Genomic DNA, 24,377 nt, shown 5'->3' with positions numbered 1-24,377 from the left:
TCAGTTGTCGCGCTTCTCCTTGATCTTCGCAGCCTTGCCGCGCAGCTCACGGAGGTAGTACAGCTTCGCGCGACGCACGTCACCACGCGTGACCAGCTCGATCTTCTCGACGATCGGGGTGTGCACCGGGAAGGTGCGCTCGACGCCGACGGAGAACGAGACCTTGCGGACCGTGAAGGTCTCGCGGACACCGGCGCCCTGGCGGCGGATGACTACGCCCTTGAACTGCTGCACACGGGAGCGGTTGCCCTCGATGACGCGGACGTGGACGTTGACGGTGTCACCCGGGCGGAAGGCCGGGATGTCGGTGCGCAGCGACGCGGAGTCGACGGTGTCGAGCAGGTGAGACATTTCGTCTGCTTTCTTCGTTGATGCCACAGGTCATCAACGGGAGCTTGATTTACGGAGGAATGCTGTCCGTGCCGGGGCGGGCGTCGTGTCCCCCCGTGGCAGGGGCGCACGCCGGACGACGCACAACAGCGACCTATTCTTCCACGCCCTCCGGCCTGCGCCAAAATCGGCCGTCGGCGGAGGGGGCCCACCCCATGATGGAGAGCATCTCGCGGTCCTTCTTGTCGAAGGCCGACGCCTCGCACCGCTCGATCAGGTCGGGCCGGTTGGCCGCCGTACGCCGCAGTGCCTCGTCGCGGCGCCACCGCGCGATCTTTCCGTGGTGGCCGCTGACCAGCACGTCCGGGATCTCCCGGCCGCGCCACTGGGGCGGCTTGGTGTAGACGGGCCCCTCCAGGAGGTTGGCCATGGCACCGGGCGCGAAGGAGTCGTCCTGGTGCGACTCGGCGTTGCCGAGGACTCCGGGCAGCAGTCGCGCGACGGCCTCCGTGATCACCAGGACGGCCGCCTCACCGCCGGCGAGCACGTAGTCGCCGATGGACACCTCGTACACGGGCATCCGGGTCGCGTACTCGTCGATGACGCGGCTGTCGATGCCCTCGTAGCGGGCGGGAGAGAAGACCAGCCACGGCCGCTCGGACAGTTCGACGGCGAGCGCCTGGGTGAAGGGACGGCCGCTGGGGGTGGGCACGACCAGCGCGGGCGCCCGGGAGCCGGTCTCGTAGCCGTCGGCCAGCACCTCGTCGAGGGCGTCGCCCCAGGGGTCGGTCTTCATGACCATTCCCGGGCCGCCGCCGTAGGGGGTGTCGTCGACCTTGTTGTGGCGGTCGTACGTCCAGTCCCGAAGATCATGCACGTGCACATTCAGCTGTCCACGCGCGCGTGCCTTGCCGACGAGCGAGACGTTCAGGGGTTCGAGGTATTCCGGGAAGATCGTGACGACGTCGAGACGCATCAGGCGTCGGCCCCCGCGGAGTCCTCGTCGTCCCGGGCGGACGCGATCTCCGCCCGGTCGTCGATCAGACCCGGCGGCGGGTCGATGACCGCGCGCTGGTTCTCCAGGTCGATCTCCACCACGATCTCCTCGACGAACGGGATGTACACCTCGCTGCCGTCGGGGCGTTCCACGACGAACAGGTCCTGGGAGGGCAGGTGCGAGATCTCGGTGATGCGCCCGACTTCGGTGCCGTCGGCCAGGACGACGTCCAGGTCCATCAGCTGGTGGTCGTAGTACTCGTCCTCACCCTCGGGCATTTCCTCGGGGTCGACGTCGGCGATCAAGAGGATGTTGCGCAGGGCCTCGGCGCCGGTGCGGTCGTGTACGCCCTCGAAGCGCAGCAGGAGCCGGCCGCTGTGGACGCGGCCGGTCTCGATGGTCAGCGGGCCCGCCGAGGCCGGGTCGGTGGCCAGGACGGCGCCGGGCGGGAGCCTGAGCTCCGGCTCGTCGGTACGTACCTCGACGGTGACCTCGCCCTTGATGCCGTGGGCGCGGCCCACGCGCGCGACTACGAGCTGCACTTTCTGGAATCTCCTGTCGTGTGCCTACGGCATTGCCGCGTAGACGACTTCGGGCCGGGGACGGCCCAAGTGGCCCTCCCCGGCCCGAGCCGGTGCTGCATGGTGATCAGCGAACCTGGTCCACGTCGACGAGGTCGACACGGACACCGCGTCCGCCGATGGCACCCACGACGGTGCGCAGGGCGCGTGCGGTGCGGCCGTTGCGGCCGATCACCTTTCCGAGGTCGTCGGGGTGAACCCTGACCTCCAGAACGCGCCCGCGGCGCAGATCACGCGAGGCGACCTGCACTTCGTCGGGGTTGTCGACGATGCCCTTCACGAGGTGCTCGAGAGCCTCCTCGAGCATGCTCAGGCCTCGGTCGGCGCAGCCGCAGAGGAGTCGGCCGCAGCCTCGTCCTTCTTCTCGGCCTTCTTCTTCTGGGTGATGGCCTCACCCTTGCCCTCGTTGTCGCCGCCCAGCGCCTCGAACAGCGGACGCGAGGGCTTCGGGGCGGCCACGAGCAGCGGAGCCGGGGCCGGCAGGCCCTTGAACTTCTGCCAGTCGCCGGTCAGCTTGAGGATGGCGAGAACCGGCTCGGTCGGCTGCGCGCCGACACCCAGCCAGTACTGCGCACGCTCGGTGTCGACCTCGATGCGCGAGGGGTTCTGCACCGGGTGGTACAGGCCGATCTCCTCGATGGCCCGGCCGTCACGGCGGGTACGGGAGTCGGCGACGACGATGCGGTAGTGAGGCGAACGGATCTTGCCCAGACGCTTCAGCTTGATCTTGACTGCCACGGGAGTGGGTTCTCCTGAATTGGACGTGGTTGGGCACGGCGAGATTGCCGCGTGGGGTTGCGGTACCCGAGTGCCCGATGGACGCGTCAGCCGGAGGCGAGAGGGTTCCTGTGCGGCTGTCGAGTACAGCTGGCCATTCTGCCACACCCGGCGGGCCGCGCCGACCCCGGGCACCGCATCGCCAGGCCTGTATGGGCACCCGGTGCTCCGGGTGCCCATACAGGCGCTTGTGCACGCGGCCTGCGCACTCCCCCACGTGTTCATCCGGCACCCACGAGATGCCGGGCTCCATCACGCGACGGAACGGTCCCTCAGGCTGCGCCCGCGCCCACGATCTCGGGGATGCGGAACGGCTTGCCGCAGCCCCCGCACACGATCGGAGCCTGCGCCAGCACCGACGGGACGACGCGCACGTTGCGACCGCAGTCACAGACGGCCTTCACGCGCACCCCTCCCCCGGAGGAACCGTGGCGGGCGGCCGGACCCCGGAAGGTGCGGGTCGTGTCGGAGGTGGTCGCGACCGTGTGCGCCTTCAGGGCGCGCTGCAGCCGCTCCATGGTGGGCCGGTAGCGGCGCTTGGCCTCGGGGTTGAGCGTGACCAGCGAGAAACCGCTGCTGGGATGCGGTTCCTCCGGGTGGTCCAGGCCCAGCTCCTCGGCGATCGCGAGGAATCTGCGGTTGTGGTATCGGCCGGCCCGGGAGGTGTCGCGGACTCCACGGGCGGCGGCGATGCCATGGACTGCCTCATGCAGCAGTCGCTCGAAGGAGAGCGCGTGTCCGCAGGCGGACGACGACTCTCCGATCAGGGACTCGGGCGCGGCAAGATCGGGCAGCTCGGGGTGGTACCGCTGAATGTCGGCCCACGCCTGTGCCAGCTCTGCGGCGAGAACAGGTGGTGTCTGTGTCGTGCTCACGTAATGACAACGAGCCTGAGTGCCGCTGTGTTCCGATTCCGGGCCATCCCAAATAATTTGCACGTACCCGTCAGTTGCCACTGATGCGTCCTGACGAGGGCGGGTGCGCTGATCTGCGGAGAAGCCTCACAGCTCATACCAAGCCGGTGCGTAGCCCCACGTACGACCCGGCGCGTAGACATCGTCCGCACGCCGGGGTACCTGTGGTCGGCCGTTGCGCAAGGGGCGTTTCGGTCGCTCTCGTCCCTGCCTCAGTAGGCGCGGGCGACGATGGCGACGTTACCGGGTGCGTCATCGGCGTCGGGTACCGACCCGTCCGCGGCGACCAGACACCGTACGGTCACCCCGTGCTCGCCGAGCGCGGCCTCGCCTCTCTCGCCGAGCACCGCCCACAGGATGCGCGCCCAGCCGCCGCCGGTCGCCGCCTCGACGGCCTCCTCGAACGTCGACACGTCCGAGGTACGGGACTCCCGCCGCTCGCGCGACTGGGCCAGCAGCAGCGCCTGGTCCTCTTCGAGGACGGTGGGCAGCAGCCGTACGAGCTCGTCGAGGGCCACCGGTTCCTTGCCGCCAGGGATGCGGCGGGCGAGCATCACCGTGCCGTTCTCCAGGTCACGGGGGCCGACCTCGACACGTACGGGCACGCCCTTGAGCTCCCAGTCGACGGCGCGGCGGCCGAAGGGCACGTCCGTGCGGTCGTCCACGTGTACGCGTACACCCGCCGCCTTCAACCGGTCGCCGATCTCGCGGACCTTGGCCAGAACCACTTCGTCGCCCTTGATCGCGAGGACCACGGCCTGGATCGCCGCGAGGCGCGGGGGGACCCGCAGGCCGTTGTCGTCACCGTGGGCCATCACCAGGGCGCCGATCATGCGGGTCGTCGAGCCCCAGGACGTCTGCCAGACGAGCTCCTGCCTGCCTTCCTTCGACAGGTAGCTAGTGTTGAACGCCTTCGCGAAGTTCTGGCCCAGCTCGTGGCTGGTGGCCATCTGGAGGGCCTTGCCGTCGCCCATCATGCCTTCGAGCGTGAGGGTGTTGATGGCGCCCGCGAAGCGCTCCTTGACCGTCTTGCGGCCGGGAACGGTGTCCATCGCCAGGACGTTCACCATGAAGTCCTCGTAGACGTTGCGGTGGATGTGCGCGGCGAAGTCACGGGCGTCGTCGTGGGTGGCGTGCGCGGTGTGCCCCTCCTGCCACAGGAACTCCGACGTACGGAGGAAGAGCCGGGGACGCAGCTCCCAACGCACCACGTTCGCCCACTGGTTGATCAACAGGGGCAGGTCGCGGTAGCTCTGCACCCATTTCGAGAAGTAGTCGTTGATGATCATCTCGGAGGTGGGGCGGACCATGGCGGGCTCTTCGAGTTCCTTGCCGCCTCCGTGCGTGACCACGGCCAGCTCCGGCGCGAAGCCCTCGACGTGCTCCGCTTCCCTGGCGAAGTACGACTGCGGGATCAGCAGGGGGAAGTAGGCGTTCTGCGCGCCCGTCTCCTTGATCCGCGCGTCCATCTCGGCCTGCATCCGCTCCCACAGTCCGTACCCGTACGGTCGGATGACCATGGTGCCCCGCACCGGACCGTTGTCGGCCAGCTCCGCTTTGGCGACCAGATCCTGGTACCAGCGAGGGAAGTCAATTGCCTGCGGCGTGAGTACGGGTGCCTTTGCCATGGCGCGATGCTACGGGCCCACGTTGCCGGCATGTGAATTCTTTTCGTGAGCACACCGAGCACACAACCTCGGTCCGACAACCCCTGGACGGCGGGTCGAGGGCGGAGTTACCTGGCATACGGGGGAAGTGCGACAGCGCACTGCACGGGGGCCACCACCACATCGGAAACAGCGGCAACTCTCGGCGGATTGGGGCGCTTTCGATGACACCTACGCTCGTGCGGCAGCACCTGCCTCACACGGGTCGGGCGACCCGCGTGGACCTGTGCACACGCGCGCGTGACTGGTCGGAGATCCAGGAGCGCATGTTCGTACCGCTCTACGAGAGCGTCTACGAACGGCTGGAAGTGGGCAGCGGCACCCGGATGCTCGGCCTCGGCTGCGGCTCGGGCCTGGCCCTGTTGATGGCGGCGTCGAGAGGCGCCGCGGTCACCGGTGTCGAGACATCGTCGCCGCAGCGGCTGAGCCTCGCGCGGCAGCGTTTACTGCCCGAACCGGCGCTCACGCGCGCGCGGGGCGACATCCGGCTCGTGCCGGGCCTCCCTGAGGAGGCGGACTCGCCTCCCTACACCCTGGTGACCGCGTTCGAGCCGATCGGCTGTCTGGCGGGCGACTCCGAGGGACTCGGCGAGACCCTCGCGGCGGCCGTGCCGTCGGTCGGGCGAGGGGCGCCGGTGGTACTGGTGGGCTGGGGTCCACCGGAGCGCTGCGCCACGTCGGCCGTACTGCGGGTCGCGGCCCGGCTCGCCGACCCGCTGCGCGTCGCGGGCAGTTGGCGCCCCTCGCGCCGCGACGACCTGGAGGAGGTCGCCCAGCGGGCCGGCCTGCGCCCGGACGGCTCGGGGCGGGTGGCATGCCCGTTCGGGTACGCGAATCTGCGCAGCGCGGTACGAGGGCTGCTGTCGACGGGGCTGTTCGACGCGGCGATCACGGCGACCGGCCAGGAGCAGGTGGACAAGGAGCTGGCGGAGGCGCTGCATCCCCACCAGCGGCGGGACGGAACGATCTGGATGCCGAACGTCTTCCGGTACCTCATCGCGCTGACGGCGTGAGAGCTGACGGCGTGAGATCCGCCTGAGAACCGGTCCTGTCCCGGGAACGCGCGAGGGCGCCCCCACCGCGAGGGGCGCCCTGCACGACGTAACGACTGTCAGCCCATGAACTTCTTGAACTCGTCCGGCAGTTCGAAGTCCTGGGGGGCCTGCTGGCCCGGCAGGCCGAAGGCGCCGCCCGGGGCTCCCTGGGCACCCGCGGCCTTGCGGGCGGCCTCCTCCTGCTCCTGCTGCCTGCGCTTCATCGGGTTGCCGGAACGCTGCTTGCCCTTGGCCTGCTTGGGCTGCTTCTTCGACCGGCCGGGGCCGCCACCCATGCCGGGCATCCCGGGCATCCCCGGCATGCCGCCGCCCTGGGCCATGCGGGACATCATCTTGCGGGCCTCGAAGAACCGCTCGACCAGGCCCTTGACCGCGCTGACGTCGACACCGGAGCCCTTGGCGATACGGGCGCGGCGCGAGCCGTTGATGATCGTCGGCTCGTGGCGCTCGGCCGGGGTCATCGACTTGATGATGGCCGCCGTCCGGTCCACATCGCGCTCGTCGAGGTTGTTGATCTGGTCCTTGATCTGGCCCATGCCGGGCAGCATGCCGAGGAGTTTGGAGATCGACCCCATCTTCCTGACCTGCTCCATCTGGGCCAGGAAGTCGTCCAGGGTGAAGTCCTGGCCCTTCTTGGACGCCAGCTTGGAGGCCATGGCCTCGGCTTCTTCCTGGCTGAACGTCTTCTCCGCCTGCTCGATCAGGGTGAGGAGGTCACCCATGTCGAGGATGCGGGAGGCCATCCGGTCAGGGTGGAACGCGTCGAAGTCGTCGAGCTTCTCGCCGTTCGACGCGAACATGATCGGCTTGCCGGTCACCGAGGCGATGGAGAGCGCGGCACCACCGCGGGCGTCACCGTCGAGCTTCGACAGGACGACACCGTCGAAGCCGACGCCGTCCCGGAACGCCTCGGCCGTGTTGACGGCGTCCTGGCCGATCATCGCGTCGACGACGAAGAGGATCTCGTCGGGCGAGACCGCGTCCCGGATGTCCGCGGCCTGCCGCATCAGCTCGGCGTCGATACCGAGGCGACCGGCGGTGTCCACGATCACGATGTCGTGGACCTTGGTCTTCGCGAACTCCATGGAGTCCTTGGCGACCTTGACCGGGTCCCCGACCCCGTTGCCCGGCTCGGGCGCGTAGACCGCGACCCCGGCGCGCTCGGCGACGACACTGAGCTGGTTGACGGCGTTGGGGCGCTGGAGGTCGGCGGCGACGAGGAGGGGCGAGTGCCCCTGGTCCTTGAGCCACTTGCCCAGCTTGCCCGCGAGGGTGGTCTTACCGGCACCCTGGAGACCGGCCAGCATGATGACGGTCGGCGGGTTCTTGGCGAAGCGCAGCCGGCGCGTCTCACCGCCGAGGATCGTGACGAGTTCCTCGTTCACGATCTTCAGGACCTGCTGGGCGGGGTTCAGGGCCTTGGAGACGTCGGACCCGAGGGCGCGTTCCTTGACGTTCTTGATGAACGTCCGCACGACCGGCAGGGCCACGTCGGCTTCGAGAAGCGCGATGCGGATCTCGCGGGCCGTGGCGTCGATGTCCGCCTCGCTCAGGCGCCCCTTGCCGCGCAGGTTCTTGAAAGTCGCTGACAAGCGGTCGGAGAGAGTATCGAACACGGCGGCGTCGGTCCTCGGAGTAGGGGGCAGAGTGGGCTGTTCTCCAGGGTATCCGGCCCCGCAAGCAAATCGTCCCCGCCTGCGTATTCGGCGGGCGGGGACGGAAATCCCGCGCCGGTGGTCACCCGCGCAGCATCTCCTCCAGCTTCCGTGCCACCGTGGACGCCTCGCCCGACGGCAGGGGCACGCCCTTGGCGTTGGTCACGTAGAACGCGTCCACGGCGTTCGAACCGAGCGTGCTGACGTGCATGCTCCGCACCCGCACCGCCGCGTCCTCCAGTTCCCGCCCGATGCGGTGCAGCAGCCCCGGGGCGTCCTGCGCGCGCACCTCGATCACCGTGGCCAGCCGGGACGCGGCCGGATGTACGGTCACCCGGGCCGCCGGCGCCACCACGCCCCGGCGTCGCGGGTACGCCGCGTCGCGCTCGGCCAGGCGGCCCGTGATGTCCAGGGAGCCGTCCAGGGCCCGTACGAGGTCGGCGCGCAGTCGGGCCGCCTGGGGCAGGGAGCCGTACTCGGCGGCGACGCGCCAGTCGAGGAGCAGGACCGCGCCCTCGACGCCGTCGGGGAGGTCCAGGGCGCGCAGTTCCGCCGTGCGCACGGTCAGCCGGTGCATCGCGAGGACTCCGGCCACCGCGGGCAGTACACCGGGCTGGTCCGGGACGGCGATCAGGAGTTCGACGCCGAGGGGTTCGGGTTCGCCCGTGGGTGAGGCGGAGGACTCCTCGGTGGGCGCGTCCGCCGGAGCCTCGGTCTGGGCGCGCAGCGACAGCACCGGGCCGCCCGTGCGGAACGCCTCGATGGCGAGCCGTTCCTGCTCGGCGGTGGGCGCGGCGGCCTCGGGCTCATCGGGGGCGTCCCCGGCGAGCACGGCGCCGACCCGTTTCACCAGGTCGGCGACGAGCGAGCCGCGCCAGGACGACCAGGCGGCCGGGCCCGTCGCCAGCGCGTCGGACTCGGTGAGGGCGTGGAGCAGTTCGAGGGTGCTCTGCGTGCCGACGGCCTCGGCGACCGAGCGGACGGTGGCCGGGTCCTCCAGGTCACGCCGGGTGGCGGTGTCGACGAGCAGCAGATGGTGACGTACGAGGGTGGCCAGGACCGCCACGTCGGCGCGGTCGAAGCCGATACGGGCGGCCACGTCCTTGGCGATGATCTCGCCCGCCACGGAGTGGTCGCCGGGCCAGCCCTTGCCGATGTCGTGGAGGAGCGCCGAGACGAGGAGCAGGTCGGGGCGGCTGACGCGGCGGGTGAACTCGGAGGCCCGGACGGCCGTTTCGATCAGGTGGCGGTCGACCGTCCAGATGTGGACGGCATTGCGCTGCGGGCGGCAGCGGACCCGCTCCCAGTCGGGGAGGAAGTGGGTGATCAGGCCTTCGGCCTCCAGCGCCTCCCAGACCTCGATGGTCGGGCGGCCGGAGCCCAGCAGCGTGACCAGTTGTTCGCGCGCCTCGGCCGGCCACGGGGTCGGCAGCGGTCGTGCCGCGGCCGCCATGCGGCGGACCGCGTGCAGGGACATCGGAAGGCCCGCCTGTGCGGCCGCCGCGGCGGCACGGAGCGGGAGTACGGGGTCGCGGTCTGGACGCGCGGCCCGGGCGAGGACCACCTCGCCGTCCTGCTCCACGACGCCCTCGGCCAGGGGGGAACGTTCCGCCACCGGTTTGCCGCCGCCCAGCATGGCGCGCAGACGCGGGCGTACGGCGCGCGATCGCAGCACGCGCCCCACCTCGCGCCAGGTCACGTCACTCGCGTACGACACGACGCGTGCCGCCTCATACACCTGTCGCAGAAGCGTGTCGGCGTCGAGGAGTCCCAGTTCGGCGGCTACCTGGTCCTGCTCCTGGAGGGCGAGGCGGTCGGTCGCACGGCCCGTCGCCAGATGGAGGGCGTCCCGGACGTCCAGCAGGCGGCGGCGCGCGTCGGCGAGGCCCTCGCGGGGGGCGTCGGCCAGCCAGGAGGCCGCGACCGCGCGCAGGGCGGTGGCGTCGCGCAGGCCGCCGCGGGCCTCCTTGAGGTCGGGTTCGAGGAGATACTGCAGCTCGCCCTGGCGTTCGGCCCGTTCGGCGCAGAGTTCCTGGAGTTCGGGGAGTTTCTTGGGGGCCTGGTTGCGCCAGTCGGCGAGGACGGCGGTACGCAGGCCGGCCGTGAGGCCGAGGTCACCGGCGAGGTGGCGGGCGTCCAGCAGGCCCAGCTGCACCTTGAGGTCCTCGCCCGAGGTCTTGCGGGCCTCGGACGGTGTCCGGACGGAGTGGTCCAGGGCGAGGCCCAGGTCCCAGACGGGGTACCAGAGGCGGTCGGCGAGGGCCGCGACCCCGGCGGAGTCGCTGCCGTCGTGGAGGAGAAGCAGGTCCAGGTCGCTGCGTGGGGAGAGTTCACCTCTGCCGTAGCCGCCGACGGCGACCAGGGAGACCCCGCGCAGTTCCTCGGCGCCGGCCGTGAAGAGGCCGCTCAGCCACTCGTCCGTCAGTTCGGCCAGGGCAGCACGGCGCGGCGGCCCGGACCGCGCCTCCTCAGTGAGGAGGCGCAGCCGGGCCGCCGCATAGCCGCTGGGTCCCGAGTCCTCTGCATCCTTACGCACGTCCGTACTCGTCACCCAGCGACTCCTGTTCTTCTTTGCTGCCTCAGAGCGCGTCCGGGCCGCGCTCACCGGTCCGGACCCTGACGGCCGTCTCGACCGGGAGGGACCAGACCTTGCCGTCACCGATCTTGCCGGTTCGGGCTGCCTTGACGATGACGTCGATGAGACCTTCGGCGTCGTCGTCCTCGGCGAGGACCTCGATCCGGATCTTGGGAACCAGGTCGACCGTGTACTCGGCACCTCGGTAGACCTCGGTGTGTCCCCGCTGACGACCGTAGCCGCTCGCTTCGGTGACCGTCAGACCGTGGACCCCGAAGGCCTGGAGGGCCTCCTTGATCTCGTCGAGCCGGTGGGGCTTCACAACGGCGGTGATGAGCTTCATGCGTCCACCTTCTTGCTCTCGCCACCGACGGCCGCTGTGGCGGTCGTACGGGCCGCGCCGCCGCCGGCGCCGCTGAAGTCGTATGCGGTCTCGGCGTGCTCGGCCTGGTCGATGCCGGCGATCTCGTCGTCCTCGGGGACGCGCATGCCGATCGTCTTGTCGAGGAGGAAGGCGATGACCGCGGAGGCGACCAGGGAGTAGCCGAGGACGGCGAAGACGCCGGCGCACTGCTTCCAGAACTGGTCGAGGCCGCCGCCGTAGAAGAGGCCCTCGACCTCCGACTGGCCCTTGCCGCTGGCGAAGAGGCCGATCAGCAGGGAGCCGACGACACCGCCGACCATGTGGACACCGACGACGTCGAGCGAGTCGTCGTAACCGAACTTGTACTTGAGGCCGACAGCCATGGCGCACAGCACACCGGCGATGGCGCCGACCGCGATCGCGCCGATCGGGGAGACCGCGCCGCCCGAGGGGGTGATGGCGACCAGACCCGCGACCGCACCGGAGGCGGCGCCCAGCGTGGTGAACGCGCCGTGGCGGATCTTCTCGTAGACGAGCCAGGCGAGCATGGCGGCGGCGGTGGCGACCTGCGTGTTGACGAACATCAGCGTGCCGACGCCGTCGTCGTTGCCCAGCCACGAGCCGGCGTTGAAGCCGAACCAGCCGAACCACAGGAGGCCGGAGCCGAGCATGACCAGCGGGAGGCTGTGCGGGCGCATCGGGTCCTTCTTGAACCCGACGCGCTTGCCGATGACCAGGATCACGCCGAGCGCCGCGGCACCCGCGTTGATGTGGACCGCCGTACCACCGGCGAAGTCGATGACGCCGAGCTCGAAGGCCCAGCCGCCCGCGCCCCATACCCAGTGGGCGACGGGGAAGTACACGACGGTGGCCCACAGGGCGACGAACAGCGCCCAGGCCGAGAACTTGACGCGGTCCGCGAGGGCACCGCTGATCAGGGCGGGCGTGATGATCGCGAACATCATCTGGAAGACCATGAAGGTCAGGATCGGGATGTTGTAGCCGTCCCACAGATCGGTCGTGCCGATGTCACTGAGACCGACCCAGCCCGAGGTCCAGCCGATGAGGCTGCCCTTGTCGGTGCCGAACGCGAGGGAGAAGCCGTACAGCACCCACAGAAGGGTGACGATGCCGATGCTGATAAAGCTCATCATCAACATGTTCAAGGTGCTCTTGACCCGGACCATGCCTCCGTAGAAGAAGGCGAGACCGGGGGTCATGAGCAACACCAGGGCCGAACAGATCAGCATGAACCCGGTGTTCGCGGCAGAGAGCTTGGGAGCCTCTGCGGCTAGCGTGATGGCGGCTGATGCCATCGGCGTCTCCTCGTCATTGGTACGGCCCCGTGCGGGCGAAGCCTGAGCGGATTGAGGGGTGGGCCGGTTATGCGCCAGACATTGACGCAGCGCCGTTTCGGTCGACGCCCCTCGATGTTTCGGCGACGTGACGAAGGCACCGCCCGTGTTACGCCTGAATGAACTGCCGGATTTCGGTCACCGTGATCGTTATCGTGACGCAATCTTCGGCAAAGGCAACCGCGACCGCCGAATGAGCGACCCCCACCGCGACCAGCCACTTCCGCGGGAGAGGCACCGGTTTGGGCGCACAGACCAGTCCGACCGCGGCCGGCCTTCCGATGACCTGGCGGGGGAGCCGAGTCGGGCTGTCGGGAGGGCCTGCCGCGGCCGGGGTTCTGGGGTGTCAGACCGCTTCGGCGGTCTCGGGCAGTTCGACCGCGAGCAGGTCGGTCAGGTCGACGACCTCGGTGAGGTCCCCGAAATCGCGTACAGCCGTGTCGACGGTCTTTCGGATACGAGTGCTGACGCGCTCGGAGCGCACCTTCTTGGCGATGACCATGGCCTCGGCGGCCAGTACCGTCGCCCGCTCGGGCTCCCGCTGAAGGAGGTGGACGGTGGCCATGCCGATCAGGTTCAGTGCGTACGACCGCTGGTGATCGGTGTCCTTCGCGAACAGGTCGACGGCGTTGCGCATCATCGGCTCGGCCAGCGAGGCGTAGGTGGGGCTCCGGCCGGCGACATAGGCCAGGTCACGGAACGAGTGGGAGTTCTCGCCGTACAGCTCGGCCTGGGAGAAGAAGCGGATCCAGTCGGGATCGGGCTCGTCCCAATCGTGTACGTCCGCGAACGTGTCCTCGGCCATCCGCACGGCCCGCTTGCACTTTCCGGGTTGCCCCATATTGGCGTATGCGCGCGCCTCCATCGCATACAGCATGGCCTGGGTGCGGGGGCTGGCGCAGTCGCGGCTGCCGTACTGGGCGAGATGGATCAGTTCGAGGGCGTCGTCGGGCCGTCCGAGGTGGATCATCTGACGGCTCATGGACGACAGGACGTACGAGCCCAGCGGCTTGTCGCCGGCCTCCTTGGCGGCGTGCAGGGCCAGGACGAAGTACTTCTGCGCGGTCGGCTGGAGCCCCACGTCGTACGACATCCAGCCGGCGAGTTCGGCCAGCTCGGCGGCGACCTTGAACAGCTTGCGGGTGGTGGCCTCGGGCTGGGGCTCCTGGAGGAGGTCCGTCACCTCGTGCAGCTGTCCGACCACCGCCTTGCGGCGCAGGCCGCCGCCGCACTGCGCGTCCCACTGCCGGAACATCGCGGTGGTGGACTCCAGCAGCTCCAGCTCGGGCTTGGAGAGGCGGCCGGCCCGGCGCGCGGCGGACGGGTGCTCGGGCTCCTCGGGCGGAGCGGGGGGCACCGGGACGAGCCAGCGCTGCATGGGCTCGATGAGGGTGGGGCCGGCGGCGAGGGACAGCGCGGTGCCCAGGAAGCCGCGGCGCGCCAGCATCAGGTCGCTGCGCGAGAACTCGCTGAGCAGGGCCACGGTCTGGGGGGCCGTCCAGGGCAGGTCGACGCCGGACGCGGACGGCGACTGACGGGCGGTGCGCAGCCCCAGGTCCTCGATGGACACGACACAGCCGAAGCGCTCGGAGAACAGCTCGGACAGGATGCGCGGGATCGGCTCGCGCGGGTTCTCCCCGTCGAGCCAGCGCCGGACGCGCGAGGTGTCCGTCGAGATGTGGTTGGCACCCAACTGGCGAGCCCGGCGGTTCACCTGGCGCGCCAGCTCACCCTTCGACCAGCCGCTGCGCACGAACCACGAACCGAGCAGCTCGTTCGGGCGCTTGTCGGTGCTAGCCGCGGTCGTCGCGCTTCCGCCGTTGCCGCCCACTGGAACGCCCCCATCCCTGAGACCACTTGTCGCCGAGTGCGCCAAGCCCTATCAGAATGCCGGTAAATAGGCTCCGCGTCCGGCAGTTCTCACCCTTCGAACGGGAAGTCGACTTGCCTCCGGCATACCCACAGGTGCATGTGCCCCCAGGCCTCGTGCACTCAAAGTAATCCTACGATCACGCCTCCGGCCATGGCGATCCAGGAAACGCCACCATTCGCCACCCCTTCGAATGAACTCACGGGCACCTACACAGGATTGACTTGACAGTGGACGGTCGGGAGTGGGCGGAGCGATGCGCGCGAGGGCGCACGCCGCCGAGCGCACCACCCGAGGCACTTCTGGGCGCCGACTGGAACGGGTGATGGCGGGCAGGGGTGCGGACAGTCGGAAACACAGGGTCACGATCTGCTCGCAGTTCGTAACCACCGGTGCGTCGGACCCGTTGGAGGGGGCATGGGCTTCACGATCGGCAGCAGCCGGGGTATCCGCGAGATCCGGCCCGGCACGCGCCGCCGCGGCCGGTCGTCGGAGTGCACCGCCGTGGCCGAGTACACCGGCCTCTGGGGCTGGGACGTGGTCGCAGGTGCCCGCGCGGCGGGCGGCGCCTGCTCCTGCGGCCTGACCGACTGCCCCACGCCCGGCGCCCACCCCCTGAGCTTCGCGCCCCGGGTCGAGGCCGGCGCCACACTCGGCGAAGTCACGGACACCTGGGGCCAGTTCCCCGGTGCCTCGGTCATGCTCCCCGTGGGCCGCGCCTTCGACGTGATCGAGGTGGCCGAACCGGCCGGCCGGCACGCCCTGGTCCGGCTGGAGCGCATGGGCCTGCCCCTCGGCCCGGTCACCGCCACCCCCGAAGGCCGCGCCCAGTTCTTCGTCGCCCCCGGCGCCGCCGCCGAACTCCCGGCCCTCCTCTACCGCATGGGCTGGGACGACGCGACCCTCGACCTGCACGGCCTGGGCGCCGGTACGTATCTCACGGCGCCCCCGTCCGACCGGGGCGGCCTCGGCCCGGTCACCTGGCTGCGCCCGCCCGCCCTGGACACGGCGACGAAGCCCCCGGCGGCCAGGCTGCTGCTGGGAACGCTGGCCTACGTGGCGCACCGGTCGCGGGCCTAGCCCGGGTCCGCACAGCAGGACGCCCGCCCCCAACTGCACCTTGGGGACGGGCGTCTCTTCGTGGACCTACGAAATTTCGGAGGCGATGACCATGGTGGTGATCAAGGCGGTGCTCAAGGCGGTGCTCAAGATGGTGATCACTCCCCGATAAGTGCGTCAACGAACGCCTCCGGCTCGAACGGAGCCAGATCGTCGGCCCCCTCACCGAGCCCGATCAACTTCACCGGCACACCCAGCTCGCGCTGTACGGCGATGACGATGCCGCCCTTGGCGGTGCCGTCGAGCTTGGTGAGCACGATGCCGGTGATGTCGACGACCTCGGCGAAGACCCGAGCCTGGACCAGTCCGTTCTGCCCGGTCGTTGCGTCCAGCACCAGCAGCACCTCGTCCAGCGGGGCGTGCTTCTCGACGACGCGCTTGACCTTGCCCAGCTCGTCCATGAGCCCGGTCTTGGTGTGGAGGCGCCCGGCGGTGTCGATCAGTACGACGTCGGCACCGGCCTCGATGCCCTCCTTGACGGCGTCGAAGGCGATCGACGCGGGGTCACCGCCCTCGGGACCGCGCACGGTACGGGCCCCGACGCGGTCGCCCCAGGTCTGGAGCTGGTCGGCGGCGGCGGCCCGGAAGGTGTCGGCGGCGCCGAGAACGACGTTCTTCCCGTCGGCGACGAGTACGCGCGCGAGCTTGCCGGTGGTGGTGGTCTTGCCGGTGCCGTTGACGCCGACGACCATCACGATGCCCGGGGTGTCGAGGTTCGAGTCGGTCTTCACCGTCCGGTCGAACTCGGGTACGAGGATCTGGAGCAGCTCCTCGCGCAGCAGCCCGCGCAGCTCGGCGGGCGTACGGGTGCCGAGCACCTTCACCCGCTCGCGCAGCCTTTCGACCAGATCCTGGGTGGGCTGGACGCCGACATCGGCGGTGAGGAGGGTGTCCTCGACCTCCTCCCAGGTGTCGTCGTCGAGGTGCTCGCGCGCGAGGAGCGTGAGCAGCCCCTTGCCGAGCGCGTTCTGCGACCGGGACAGCCGGGTGCGCAGCCGGACCAGGCGGCCGGCTGTGGGCTCCGGCACCTCGATCACGGGGACGGGCGGTTCCTCGACGGCGACGGACGAGGCGTCGGCGCCCGGGAGATCCACCTCCTCTATCGTGCGGCGCGGTTCGTCGCGCGGCGTCTCGGCCTCGTCGCCGACATGCGGCTCGGCCGGAGGGGCGGTGAGGTCGGGTGTCGTGGGGGGTGCCGGGGGCAGCGGCTTCTTCCTGCGGCTGCCGACGACGAGCCCACCGAGCACACCGAGCACGACCACGGCGATGACTACAGCAAGGATGACGGTTTCCATAACGCGACCAGTATGCGCGACCGCCCTCCGGCGTGTCCGGTCCCGGTAGGCCGCCCGGCCCCCTGTCCGCACCTCTGGCGATCTGACACTTCGTCAGCTAATCTCCCCCGGCACACCCGCCGGAAGGGACCCCCATGCCCGTCACCGTCGTACGTTTCAACCTGGTCGCCCCCGATGCCACCCCGGCCGACCTCCGCGCCCGCTACCAGGCGGCGATCGAGATGGCCGCGTACGCCGACGCCCACGGAATCACCACCGTCCAGACCGAGGAGCACCACGGCGTCGCCAACAACTGGCTGCCCTCGCCGTTCGCCTTCGCGGGAGCCGTGTTCGGGGCGACGCGCCGGATCGCGGTGACGGTGTCGGCGGTGATCGGCCCGTTGCACGACCCCTTGAGGCTCGCCGAGGACATCGCCGTACTCGATCTGCTGAGCGGCGGGCGGCTGGTCACGGTCGCCGGGATCGGGTACCGGCCCGAGGAGTACGCCCATTTCGGCGCCGACTGGAAGCGGCGCGGCAAGCTCCAGGACGAGCTGCTGGAGACGCTCCTGAAGGCCTGGACCGGGGAGGAGTTCACGTACCGGGGGCGCACGGTACGGGTCACTCCACGCCCGTGCACCGAGCCGCATCCGCTTCTCCTGGTGGGCGGCTCGTCGAAGGCGGCGGCCAGACGGGCGGCCCGTCTCGGGCTTCCCCTCTTCCCCAGCGCGCATCTGCCCGAACTGGAGGCCTACTACAAGGAGCGGCTCGTCGAGTACGGCACCGAGGGCTGGACGATGATGCCGGCCGCCGAGACCCCGCTGCTGCACATCACCGAGGACCCGGACCGGGCGTGGGCCGAGTACGGCCACCACTTCCTGCACGAGGCCCGGACGTACGCCTCCTGGCAGTCGGGCGACATACGGTCCGCCGTGAGGTCGGCGGCCACGACGGTCGAGGAGCTGCGTGCCGAGGGCGTGTACCGGATGCTGACGCCCGAGGAGTGCGTGGCGCAGGGGCTGGACAGCTACGTACTGCATCCGCTGGCGGGCGGGATGCCGGTGGAGGAGGGGTGGCGGAGTCTGCGGCTGTTCGCGGAGCGGGTGGCGCCGCGGCCGGCGTCCTGACGCACCGACCGAAAGCCGCTCCCGGCTCGGGCAGAGGCCGAGCCGGGAGCGGCGGTGGATACGGGGAGAAGGGCAGCGGGGACTTGGCCCTTCTCCCCGAGTCGTGCGGGGGTGACGGGGCTAGCCCATCTCCTCCAGCGTCTTGCCCTTGGTCTCCTTGACGAACCTGAGCACGAACGGGATCGAGAGCGCGGCGAAGATCGTGTAGATCACGTAGGTCGCGGAGAGGTTCCAGTCGGCCAGCGACGGGAAGCTCGCGGTGATGGCCCAGTTGGCGATCCACTGGGCGGCGGCGGCCACGCCCAGGGCGGCGGCGCGGATCTTGTTCGGGAACATCTCGCCGAGGAAGACCCAGACGACGACACCCCAGGACAGGGCGAAGAAGAGTACGAACACATGGGCGGCGACGAGGGCGACCCAGCCCTGCGTGGCGGGCAGCTTGCCGTCGACGAGGTCGTAGGAGAAGGCCCAGGCCTCCAGGGCGAGACCGATGACCATGCCGACGGAACCGATGAGCGCGAGGGGCCGGCGGCCGATCCGGTCGACGAAGATCATGGCGATCACGGTGCCGACGATGTTGATGATCGACGTGGTGAACGAGTAGAGGAAGGAGTCCGTCGGGTCGACGCCGACCGACTGCCAGAGCGTCGAGGAGTAGTAGAACGCGACGTTGATGCCGACGAACTGCTGGAAGACCGAGAGCCCGATACCGATCCAGACGATCGGCTTGAAGAAGAAGGTGCCGCCGAGCAGGTCCTTGAAGACCGACTGGTGCTCCCTCTTCATGGCCCGCTCGATCTCGGCGACCCGGGCGTCCAGGTCGATACCGTCGCCCTCGACCTCGCGCAGCACCTCACGGGCGCGCTCGTCCCGGCCGACGGAGATCAGGAAGCGCGGCGACTCGGGGATCGCGAGGGACAGCAGCCCGTAGAGCACCGCCGGTACGACCATCACGCCGAGCATGACCTGCCAGGCCTCGACGCCCAGCAGCTCACCGCGCTGGTCGCCGCCCGCCGCGTTGAGGATGCCCCAGTTGACCAGCTGCGAGATGGCGATGCCGACGACGATCGCGGCCTGCTGGAAGGAACCGAGGCGTCCCCGGTACGCGGCCGGGGCGACCTCGGCGATGTAGGCGGGGCCGATGACGGAGGCCATGCCGATGGCGAAGCCGCCGATGATCCGCCAGAAGGCGAGGTCGTACAGCGCGAAGGGCAACGCGGAGCCGACGGCGCTGATGGTGAACAGCACCGCGGAGATCTGCATGCAGCGGATACGGCCGATGCGGTCGGCCATGCGTCCCGCGGTGGCGGCACCGATGGCGCAACCGATCAACGCGATGGCGATGACCTGCGCCAGGGCCGCGGAGCCGACGTCGTAGCGGCTCCGGATCGCCTCGACCGCGCCGTTGATCACGGCACTGTCGTAGCCGAAGAGGAAACCGCCCATCGCGGCCGCCGCCGCGATGAAGATGACGTGCCCGAGATGCTCGGGATGAGCCGCTCCGGCTCCTGACTTGAGTTTCTGCTCAGTGCTGGTCACGTACAACTCCTCGGGCCACCGGCAACGCCGCCGGGTGGGGGACCCTCTCAGGTAGGTGGTACCTGAAGGTAAAAACGACGTTACCGAGACTATGCCTTCAAGTTTCGAAGTCAATACCGCGATTGATGTGAGAAAGAAGGCACGGACAGGGGTGCGACAGGGGTGTTGTCTTCAAGCCTTGAAGAATAAAAGGAGGGCTAGCGGAGCCGTTGTGAAATCACCTTCGACACGCCGTCGCCCTGCATGGAGACGCCGTACAGCGCGTCGGCGACCTCCATGGTGCGCTTCTGGTGCGTGATCACGATCAGCTGCGAGGCCTCCTGGAGCTCCTGCATGATCCGGATCAGCCGCTGGAGGTTGGTGTCGTCGAGCGCCGCCTCGACCTCGTCCATCACATAGAAGGGGCTGGGACGCGCCTTGAAGATCGACACGAGCAGCGCGACCGCGGTCAGCGAGCGCTCGCCGCCGGACAACAGGGACAGCCGCTTGACCTTCTTGCCCGGCGGCCGGGCCTCCACGTCCACGCCGGTGGTGAGCATGTTGTCGGGGTCGGTCAGGATCAGCCGCCCCTCGCCGCCGGGGAACAGCCGACTGAAGACGCCCTCGAACTGCACCGCCGTGTCCCGGTACGCCTCGGTGAAGACCTGTTCGACACGCTCGTCGACCTCCTTCACTACTTGAAGCAGGTCAGTGCGGGTCTTCTTCAGATCCTCAAGCTGCTCACCGAGGAACTTGTGTCGTTCCTCCAGCGCCGCGAACTCCTCCAGCGCCAGCGGGTTGACCTTGCCCAGCTGCTGGTAGGCCCGCTCGGTCGCCTTGAGCCGCTTCTCCTGCTCGGCCCGGTGGAACTGCTTCGGCTGGTTGCGCGGGTGCTCCGGATCCTCGGGCAGCTCCTCGCCCTCGGCGGGGGGCGAGGGCGGCACCAGCTGGTGCGGGCCGTACTCGGCCACCAACCCCTCCGGTTCCACACCGAGTTCCTCCAGCGCCCTGGTCTCCAGCTGCTCGATCCGCAGCCGCTTCTCGGCGCCGAGTACCTCACCGCGGTGCATCGAATCCGTCAACTTGTCGAGTTCGGCCTTGAAGTCACGCCCGGCGGCGCGGGCGGCGGTCAGCTCCTGCTCACGCCGGGCCTTGGCGGCGTCGGCCGCGGTGCGTTCCTGATCGGCCCGGGCGAGCGAGACCTCGACGTGCGCGAGCAGTTGCCGGGCCCCGGAACCGACGGCTTCGGCGACGGCCGCCTCGTGCCGGAGCCGCGCCCTGCGCTGCTCGGCACGCGCGCGTGCATCCCGTTCGGCACGTGCGGCCCGGTCGAGCGAGTCGGCCCGTCCGGCCAGCCCCTTGACCCGCTCCTCGTGCGTACGGACCTGGAGCCGCGCCTCCATCTCGGTCTGCCGCGCATTGGCGCCGTCGGCGGCGAGCCGATCCCGTACCCCGGTGTCCGGCTCCTCCTCTACGGGCATCTCCTCGGCAACAGCGAGCCGCTCCGCCAGCTCCTCGGCATCCTCTACGGCCTTGTCGAGCGCCTCCTGTGCACGCGCCGCGGCCGCGGTGGACCTCTCGGCCTCTCCGGCAGCGCCCCTGGCCTGTCCGGCGAGCCGCCCGAGCCGCTGGGCGACGGCCGACTTCTCCCGGTCCGCGGCCCGCCGCCGCTCCCCCAACTCCTCGACGAACGCGGCACACTCCTTGCGCCGCTCCCCGGCGAGCCGCTGCGCCCCGGCCAGCTCCTCACACAGCACGGCCAGTTCACCGAGCTCGGCGGCGGCCTCGTCGACGGAAGCCTGCACTTCCAGCAGACTCGGCACTCCGGCGGACCCACCGTGCGCGAAGTGGGCGCCCAGCAAATCCCCTTCGGCGGTCACGGCGGTCAACTCCGGCCGCGAGTACACCAGTTCCTCGGCGTCTTCGAGCGTGTCGACGACGACGATCCCACGCAGCAACCTCCGTACGGCGGGCATGAGCTCGGCGGGGCCCCGAACCAGGTCGGCGGCAAGGGTCGGCCCGCCGGGCCCGCGGCCCATGGCCGTCGCACGATCGGCGGGCGAGAAGCCCTGGGCGTCGACACCCTCGCCATCACGGGCAGCGCCGGAGGCGGTACCCACGGGCGCGCCGGAGTCGTCGCCTCGGGCAGCCCCTCCGTCCGGACCTCCAGACCCCGAACCCGGCTCGTCCGGGGCACCGGCACCACGCACGCCCACGGCACCTGGGTGAGCGGGCTCTGACGGCCACCGCCCCGCATCGGGACCGCCCGCACGATCCTCGCCCGGGGGCAAACCCGGCTCCCCTGCGCCACCAGCAGCACCAGCAGCACCAGCAGCACCAGCAGCACCAGCAGCGAGAGTCCCCGGCCCCTGACCGGCCTGCCCTCCCACGCCGGCCGAACCGTCACTCGACGCACCGTCCGACCACCCCGGGGCATCCACAGGGCTCAGCGAACCACGTACTCCCGCGGCCGACGCCCCCACCACGCGCCGAGCCGCCTCCGACGAACCGCCCGCGGCCCCCGAACCGACACCCACCCCGGCGCCGGACCGCCCACCGCCGTCCTCACGATCCACCGAGTCACGCGACCCCTCGGCCCGCTCCCCCACCGAACTGCCCGGCCGCCGCAGCCCGGGCTCGGCCCCTGTCTCCGCCGGCTCCGGTGTCCCCGCCAGCAGCAGCGAAGCGCGCCCCCCGTCCTGCTTGCGCAGCAGGCGGATCGCGGCTGCCGCGGAGGCCGGGGTCGTCACCGCGATGGCGTTCGCCGCCGCACCGAAGGCCGCGGCCACGGCGACCTCGTGGCCCGCGGTGACCGTCAGCAGTTCCGCTGCCGGGCCGAGCAGACCGGTGAGCCGGTCCCGGGCGGCCAGCAGAGCGCCCGTCCCGTCCTTACGGCGCAGGCCCAGAGCCAGGGCCTCGTGGCGGGCCTGAGTGGCGGCGCGCCTGCGTTCCGCCGCCGTGACCGCCTCGCGGGCCGCGGTGAGGTCCGCTTCCGCGTCGGCGAGGGCGGCCTTCGCCGTGTCGTGCCGCTCCGCCAGTTCCGCGTCACCCGCGTCGAGGCCGTCTACCTCGGCCTGCAGCGTCTCGTACTCCTCCTGGGCAGCGAACGCCCGTTCCTGCGCCGCGTCGCGGGCTTCGGCGAGACGGCCGATCTCGGCCTGGGCGCCGGCCGCGCGCGATCGTGCGGCGTTGACCTGGCCGTTCAGCCGGGCCAGGCCCTCGCGGCGGTCGGCGATCGCACGGGCCACGTCCCTCAGGCGCCGTTCCTCGACCGCGAGTTCGCGCTCCAGCTCGGCCCGGTGCAGGGCCGTGTCCTCCAGCGCGTGTTCGGCCGCCTCCAGAGCCGCCTCCAGCTCGGCCTCCTGTTCACGGATACGCGCGGCCTCACGCTCCATGTCCTCGGGCTCGCGTCCGCGCCGCTCCTCGTCGGGGGCGGAGGTGGCGCTCTTCACGCGCGCGTCGGCCAGCGAGACGGTGCCGCGCACCCGTTCGGCGAGCTGGGAGAGGTCGTACCAGGTCTGCTGCGCACGCTGGAGGCGTGGCGTGAGCTGCCGTACCTCGTCCTCCAGGAGCGCCTCGCGCTGGAGGGCCTTTCTCAGCTCGGCCTCCGTCGCCTCCTTGCGCTGCTTGAGGGCGGCCTCGTCCGCGACCTCCGTCTGGAGCGCTCCCCGCAGCCGTACGAGATCGTCGGCGAGGAGTCGGAGGCGGGCGTCGCGCAGATCCGCCTGGATGACGGCGGCCCGGCGCGCGACGGCCGCCTGCCGTCCCAGCGGCTTCAGCTGGCGCCGCAGTTCGTCTGTGAGGTCCTGGACGCGGGCGAGGTTCGCCTGCATCGCGTCCAGCTTGCGCAGCGCCTTCTCCTTGCGCTTGCGGTGCTTCAGTACGCCGGCCGCCTCCTCGATGAAGGCGCGGCGGCCCATCGGATCGGCGTGCAGTACGGAGTCCAGCTGGCCCTGGCCGACGATGACGTGCATCTCGCGGCCGATGCCGGAGTCGGACAGCAGGTCCTGGATGTCGAGCAGCCGGCAGGTGTCGCCGTTGATCTGGTACTCGCTGCCGCCGTTGCGGAACATGATCCGCGTGATGGTGACCTCGGCGTACTCGATGGGCAGCGCGCCGTCGGAGTTGTCGATGGTGAGGGAGACCTCGGCGCGGCCGAGCGGCGGGCGCCCGGTGGTGCCGGCGAAGATGACGTCCTCCATCTTGCCGCCACGCAGCGACTTGGCGCCCTGCTCGCCCATGACCCAGCTGAGGGCGTCCACGACATTGGACTTGCCCGAGCCGTTCGGGCCCACGACACACGTGATGCCCGGCTCGAAGCGCAGCGTGGTCGCCGAGGCGAACGACTTGAACCCGCGGAGGGTCAGGGCCTTGAGGTGCACGCCGCTGGACTCTACCTTCCGCCCTTATGTCACACGATGACCCCCTGGATACCCCCCGGCGGTTTCACCGATGAACGTGCAGGGCACATCAGACGTTAAAGAGAGTGGAGAACCTGTGGAGGGACCACCGGACCACTCTCGACCATCGGGGATGCTCACGGGGAAGCACGGGGGAATAAAGAAGGGACGCCGAAGCGTCCCTTGCAATACTCTGGCCAAACTCCGGCAGCTCAGCGGTTGACACGGGCAGTTCAACCACGGGATTGCCGTGTGCGGTGCGCAGTACTGACGCAATACGTGACGATGCAGCGATCAGGTGAGCGCGGGCTCCGCCTGGCGTGCGTCGATGCTCTCGAGAAGCGAGTCGTGAGAAGCGGCAGCCGTCAGCTCGTCGTTTTCCGCCTGGATGCGTCCGAGTTCGGATTCCAGGTCCTGTACGCGCTGCTGGAGCCGTCGCATCTCGGCGAGGAGTCGCGGGTCAGAGCCGCCGACGTAACCGAGAAGCGCCTTTGCCATGATGGATGGTCCTCCACACTGAGTGACCGACCGAAGCGGTGTGGGTCGTGAGGGAATCGCACCCGCGATGCTTGGCACTCTGGAGTTCTTGCTTGGGTTTTTGCTGCCGTTCTTACATGCCAAACAGCTAAGGTGCGCGGGGCTTTCAGCGTCTCACCAAAAAGTTTGACGGTCAACACGATCACGCCCTGTATTGGCGGGCGGCCCGGGGCGCGCGGCCTCTTGCGGGCGGCGCTGCGCCTCTGACGGGGCCCGAGGGCGTGGCGGCAAGCGTTTTCCGCGGAGCCTGCCACGACCTGCG

19 protein-coding genes are annotated in these 24,377 nt (G+C 70.1%); 3 read left to right on the top strand and 16 right to left on the bottom strand.

All coding sequences use genetic code 11. The annotated features are described in order from the left end of the window. The 7 genes from rplS to proS all read right to left on the bottom strand — a co-directional run bounded on the left by rplS (nucleotide 1) and on the right by proS (nucleotide 5,227). Nucleotides 1-351, bottom strand: a complete 351-nt coding sequence (rplS, locus tag OG241_RS40155) for a 50S ribosomal protein L19 (protein ID WP_007384968.1) — start codon at nucleotides 349-351, stop codon at nucleotides 1-3. 133 nt (nucleotides 352-484) lie between these two features. Continuing rightward, the gene (trmD, locus tag OG241_RS40150) at nucleotides 485-1,306 is read right to left on the bottom strand and encodes a tRNA (guanosine(37)-N1)-methyltransferase TrmD (RefSeq protein WP_405822666.1); all 822 of its coding nucleotides are present in this window, start codon (nucleotides 1,304-1,306) and stop codon (nucleotides 485-487) included. Continuing rightward, the gene (gene rimM / locus OG241_RS40145) at nucleotides 1,306-1,869 is read right to left on the bottom strand and encodes a ribosome maturation factor RimM (protein ID WP_405822664.1); all 564 of its coding nucleotides are present in this window, start codon (nucleotides 1,867-1,869) and stop codon (nucleotides 1,306-1,308) included. Before rimM ends, trmD begins: the two co-directional genes overlap by 1 nt. Before the next feature lie 106 nt (nucleotides 1,870-1,975). Beyond that, nucleotides 1,976-2,215 carry an RNA-binding protein gene (locus OG241_RS40140; RefSeq protein WP_006373563.1) on the bottom strand — a complete coding sequence of 80 codons (240 nt, stop codon included), beginning with the start codon at nucleotides 2,213-2,215 and terminating at the stop codon, nucleotides 1,976-1,978. A 2-nt stretch (nucleotides 2,216-2,217) separates the two neighbouring features. Continuing rightward, nucleotides 2,218-2,646, bottom strand: coding sequence for a 30S ribosomal protein S16 (gene rpsP / locus OG241_RS40135; RefSeq protein WP_319095105.1), 429 nt, complete (start codon nucleotides 2,644-2,646; stop codon nucleotides 2,218-2,220). Nucleotides 2,647-2,957: 311 nt separating this feature from the next. Next, nucleotides 2,958-3,560: a hypothetical protein gene (locus OG241_RS40130; RefSeq protein ID WP_053739767.1), complete on the bottom strand. Its 603-nt coding sequence runs from the start codon at nucleotides 3,558-3,560 to the stop codon at nucleotides 2,958-2,960. A 251-nt stretch (nucleotides 3,561-3,811) separates the two neighbouring features. Beyond that, nucleotides 3,812-5,227, bottom strand: a complete 1,416-nt coding sequence (gene proS / locus OG241_RS40125; RefSeq protein ID WP_405822662.1) for a proline--tRNA ligase — start codon at nucleotides 5,225-5,227, stop codon at nucleotides 3,812-3,814. A gap of 203 nt (nucleotides 5,228-5,430) precedes the next feature. Between proS and OG241_RS40120 the strand changes: the two genes are divergently transcribed. Further along, nucleotides 5,431-6,279 carry a class I SAM-dependent methyltransferase gene (locus OG241_RS40120; protein ID WP_405822660.1) on the top strand — a complete coding sequence of 283 codons (849 nt, stop codon included), beginning with the start codon at nucleotides 5,431-5,433 and terminating at the stop codon, nucleotides 6,277-6,279. Between the two features lie 98 nt (nucleotides 6,280-6,377). Here OG241_RS40120 and ffh read toward each other — a convergent pair whose 3' ends face one another. The 5 genes from ffh to OG241_RS40095 all read right to left on the bottom strand — a co-directional run bounded on the left by ffh (nucleotide 6,378) and on the right by OG241_RS40095 (nucleotide 14,101). Continuing rightward, on the bottom strand, nucleotides 6,378-7,937 hold the full coding sequence (gene ffh, locus OG241_RS40115) for a signal recognition particle protein (RefSeq protein ID WP_405822658.1): 1,560 nt from the start codon (nucleotides 7,935-7,937) through the stop codon (nucleotides 6,378-6,380). Between the two features lie 121 nt (nucleotides 7,938-8,058). Further along, complete coding sequence (locus OG241_RS40110; RefSeq protein ID WP_405822656.1) at nucleotides 8,059-10,527, bottom strand: [protein-PII] uridylyltransferase; 2,469 nt, start codon at nucleotides 10,525-10,527, stop codon at nucleotides 8,059-8,061. Nucleotides 10,528-10,555: 28 nt separating this feature from the next. Next, nucleotides 10,556-10,894: a P-II family nitrogen regulator gene (locus OG241_RS40105; RefSeq protein WP_006379495.1), complete on the bottom strand. Its 339-nt coding sequence runs from the start codon at nucleotides 10,892-10,894 to the stop codon at nucleotides 10,556-10,558. Further along, nucleotides 10,891-12,231 (bottom strand): ammonium transporter, encoded by a 1,341-nt coding sequence (locus OG241_RS40100; RefSeq protein ID WP_405822653.1) that lies wholly within the window; start codon nucleotides 12,229-12,231, stop codon nucleotides 10,891-10,893. The genes OG241_RS40105 and OG241_RS40100 overlap by 4 nt, the downstream gene beginning before the upstream one ends. A gap of 385 nt (nucleotides 12,232-12,616) precedes the next feature. Continuing rightward, nucleotides 12,617-14,101, bottom strand: a complete 1,485-nt coding sequence (locus tag OG241_RS40095) for a hypothetical protein (RefSeq protein WP_405822652.1) — start codon at nucleotides 14,099-14,101, stop codon at nucleotides 12,617-12,619. Between the two features lie 456 nt (nucleotides 14,102-14,557). Here OG241_RS40095 and OG241_RS40090 point away from each other — a divergent pair, with 456 nt between their 5' ends. Then, entirely contained in the window at nucleotides 14,558-15,220 is a 663-nt protein-coding gene (locus OG241_RS40090) for a bifunctional DNA primase/polymerase (RefSeq protein ID WP_405822650.1), read from the top strand. A 137-nt stretch (nucleotides 15,221-15,357) separates the two neighbouring features. Here the strand turns inward: OG241_RS40090 and ftsY are convergent, their stop codons facing one another. Then, nucleotides 15,358-16,554, bottom strand: coding sequence for a signal recognition particle-docking protein FtsY (ftsY, locus tag OG241_RS40085; RefSeq protein WP_405822648.1), 1,197 nt, complete (start codon nucleotides 16,552-16,554; stop codon nucleotides 15,358-15,360). Between the two features lie 134 nt (nucleotides 16,555-16,688). Between ftsY and OG241_RS40080 the strand changes: the two genes are divergently transcribed. Beyond that, the gene (locus tag OG241_RS40080) at nucleotides 16,689-17,660 is read left to right on the top strand and encodes an LLM class flavin-dependent oxidoreductase (protein ID WP_405822646.1); all 972 of its coding nucleotides are present in this window, start codon (nucleotides 16,689-16,691) and stop codon (nucleotides 17,658-17,660) included. Between the two features lie 120 nt (nucleotides 17,661-17,780). On the opposite strand, the gene OG241_RS40075 is transcribed toward OG241_RS40080, so the two are convergent. The 3 genes from OG241_RS40075 to OG241_RS40065 form a co-directional block, all read right to left on the bottom strand. Beyond that, nucleotides 17,781-19,199 (bottom strand): sugar porter family MFS transporter, encoded by a 1,419-nt coding sequence (locus OG241_RS40075; protein ID WP_405822645.1) that lies wholly within the window; start codon nucleotides 19,197-19,199, stop codon nucleotides 17,781-17,783. A 197-nt stretch (nucleotides 19,200-19,396) separates the two neighbouring features. After that, nucleotides 19,397-23,560: an AAA family ATPase gene (locus OG241_RS40070; protein WP_405822644.1), complete on the bottom strand. Its 4,164-nt coding sequence runs from the start codon at nucleotides 23,558-23,560 to the stop codon at nucleotides 19,397-19,399. Between the two features lie 312 nt (nucleotides 23,561-23,872). Next, entirely contained in the window at nucleotides 23,873-24,076 is a 204-nt protein-coding gene (locus OG241_RS40065; protein ID WP_006375438.1) for a hypothetical protein, read from the bottom strand. Between the last annotated feature and the right edge of the window lie 301 nt (nucleotides 24,077-24,377).

It is taken from the genome of Streptomyces sp. NBC_01390, assembly GCF_045040105.1.
Lineage (GTDB): Bacteria > Actinomycetota > Actinomycetes > Streptomycetales > Streptomycetaceae > Streptomyces.
Note: the sequence above shows the minus strand (reverse complement) of the source record. Positions and strands in the feature narration are given on the sequence as shown.

Excerpts from the sequence above, each read along its gene's own strand:
- rplS (WP_007384968.1), bottom strand. The coding sequence starts at position 351 with ATGTCTCACCTGCTCGACACCGTCGACTCCGCGTCGCTGCGCACCGAC.
- trmD (WP_405822666.1), bottom strand. The coding sequence starts at position 1,306 with ATGCGTCTCGACGTCGTCACGATCTTCCCGGAATACCTCGAACCCCTG.
- OG241_RS40140 (WP_006373563.1), bottom strand. The coding sequence starts at position 2,215 with ATGCTCGAGGAGGCTCTCGAGCACCTCGTGAAGGGCATCGTCGACAAC.
- proS (WP_405822662.1), bottom strand. The coding sequence starts at position 5,227 with ATGGCAAAGGCACCCGTACTCACGCCGCAGGCAATTGACTTCCCTCGC.
- OG241_RS40120 (WP_405822660.1), top strand. The coding sequence starts at position 5,431 with ATGACACCTACGCTCGTGCGGCAGCACCTGCCTCACACGGGTCGGGCG.
- OG241_RS40105 (WP_006379495.1), bottom strand. The coding sequence starts at position 10,894 with ATGAAGCTCATCACCGCCGTTGTGAAGCCCCACCGGCTCGACGAGATC.
- OG241_RS40100 (WP_405822653.1), bottom strand. The coding sequence starts at position 12,231 with ATGGCATCAGCCGCCATCACGCTAGCCGCAGAGGCTCCCAAGCTCTCT.
- OG241_RS40090 (WP_405822650.1), top strand. The coding sequence starts at position 14,558 with ATGGGCTTCACGATCGGCAGCAGCCGGGGTATCCGCGAGATCCGGCCC.
- ftsY (WP_405822648.1), bottom strand. The coding sequence starts at position 16,554 with ATGGAAACCGTCATCCTTGCTGTAGTCATCGCCGTGGTCGTGCTCGGT.
- OG241_RS40080 (WP_405822646.1), top strand. The coding sequence starts at position 16,689 with ATGCCCGTCACCGTCGTACGTTTCAACCTGGTCGCCCCCGATGCCACC.
- OG241_RS40065 (WP_006375438.1), bottom strand. The coding sequence starts at position 24,076 with ATGGCAAAGGCGCTTCTCGGTTACGTCGGCGGCTCTGACCCGCGACTC.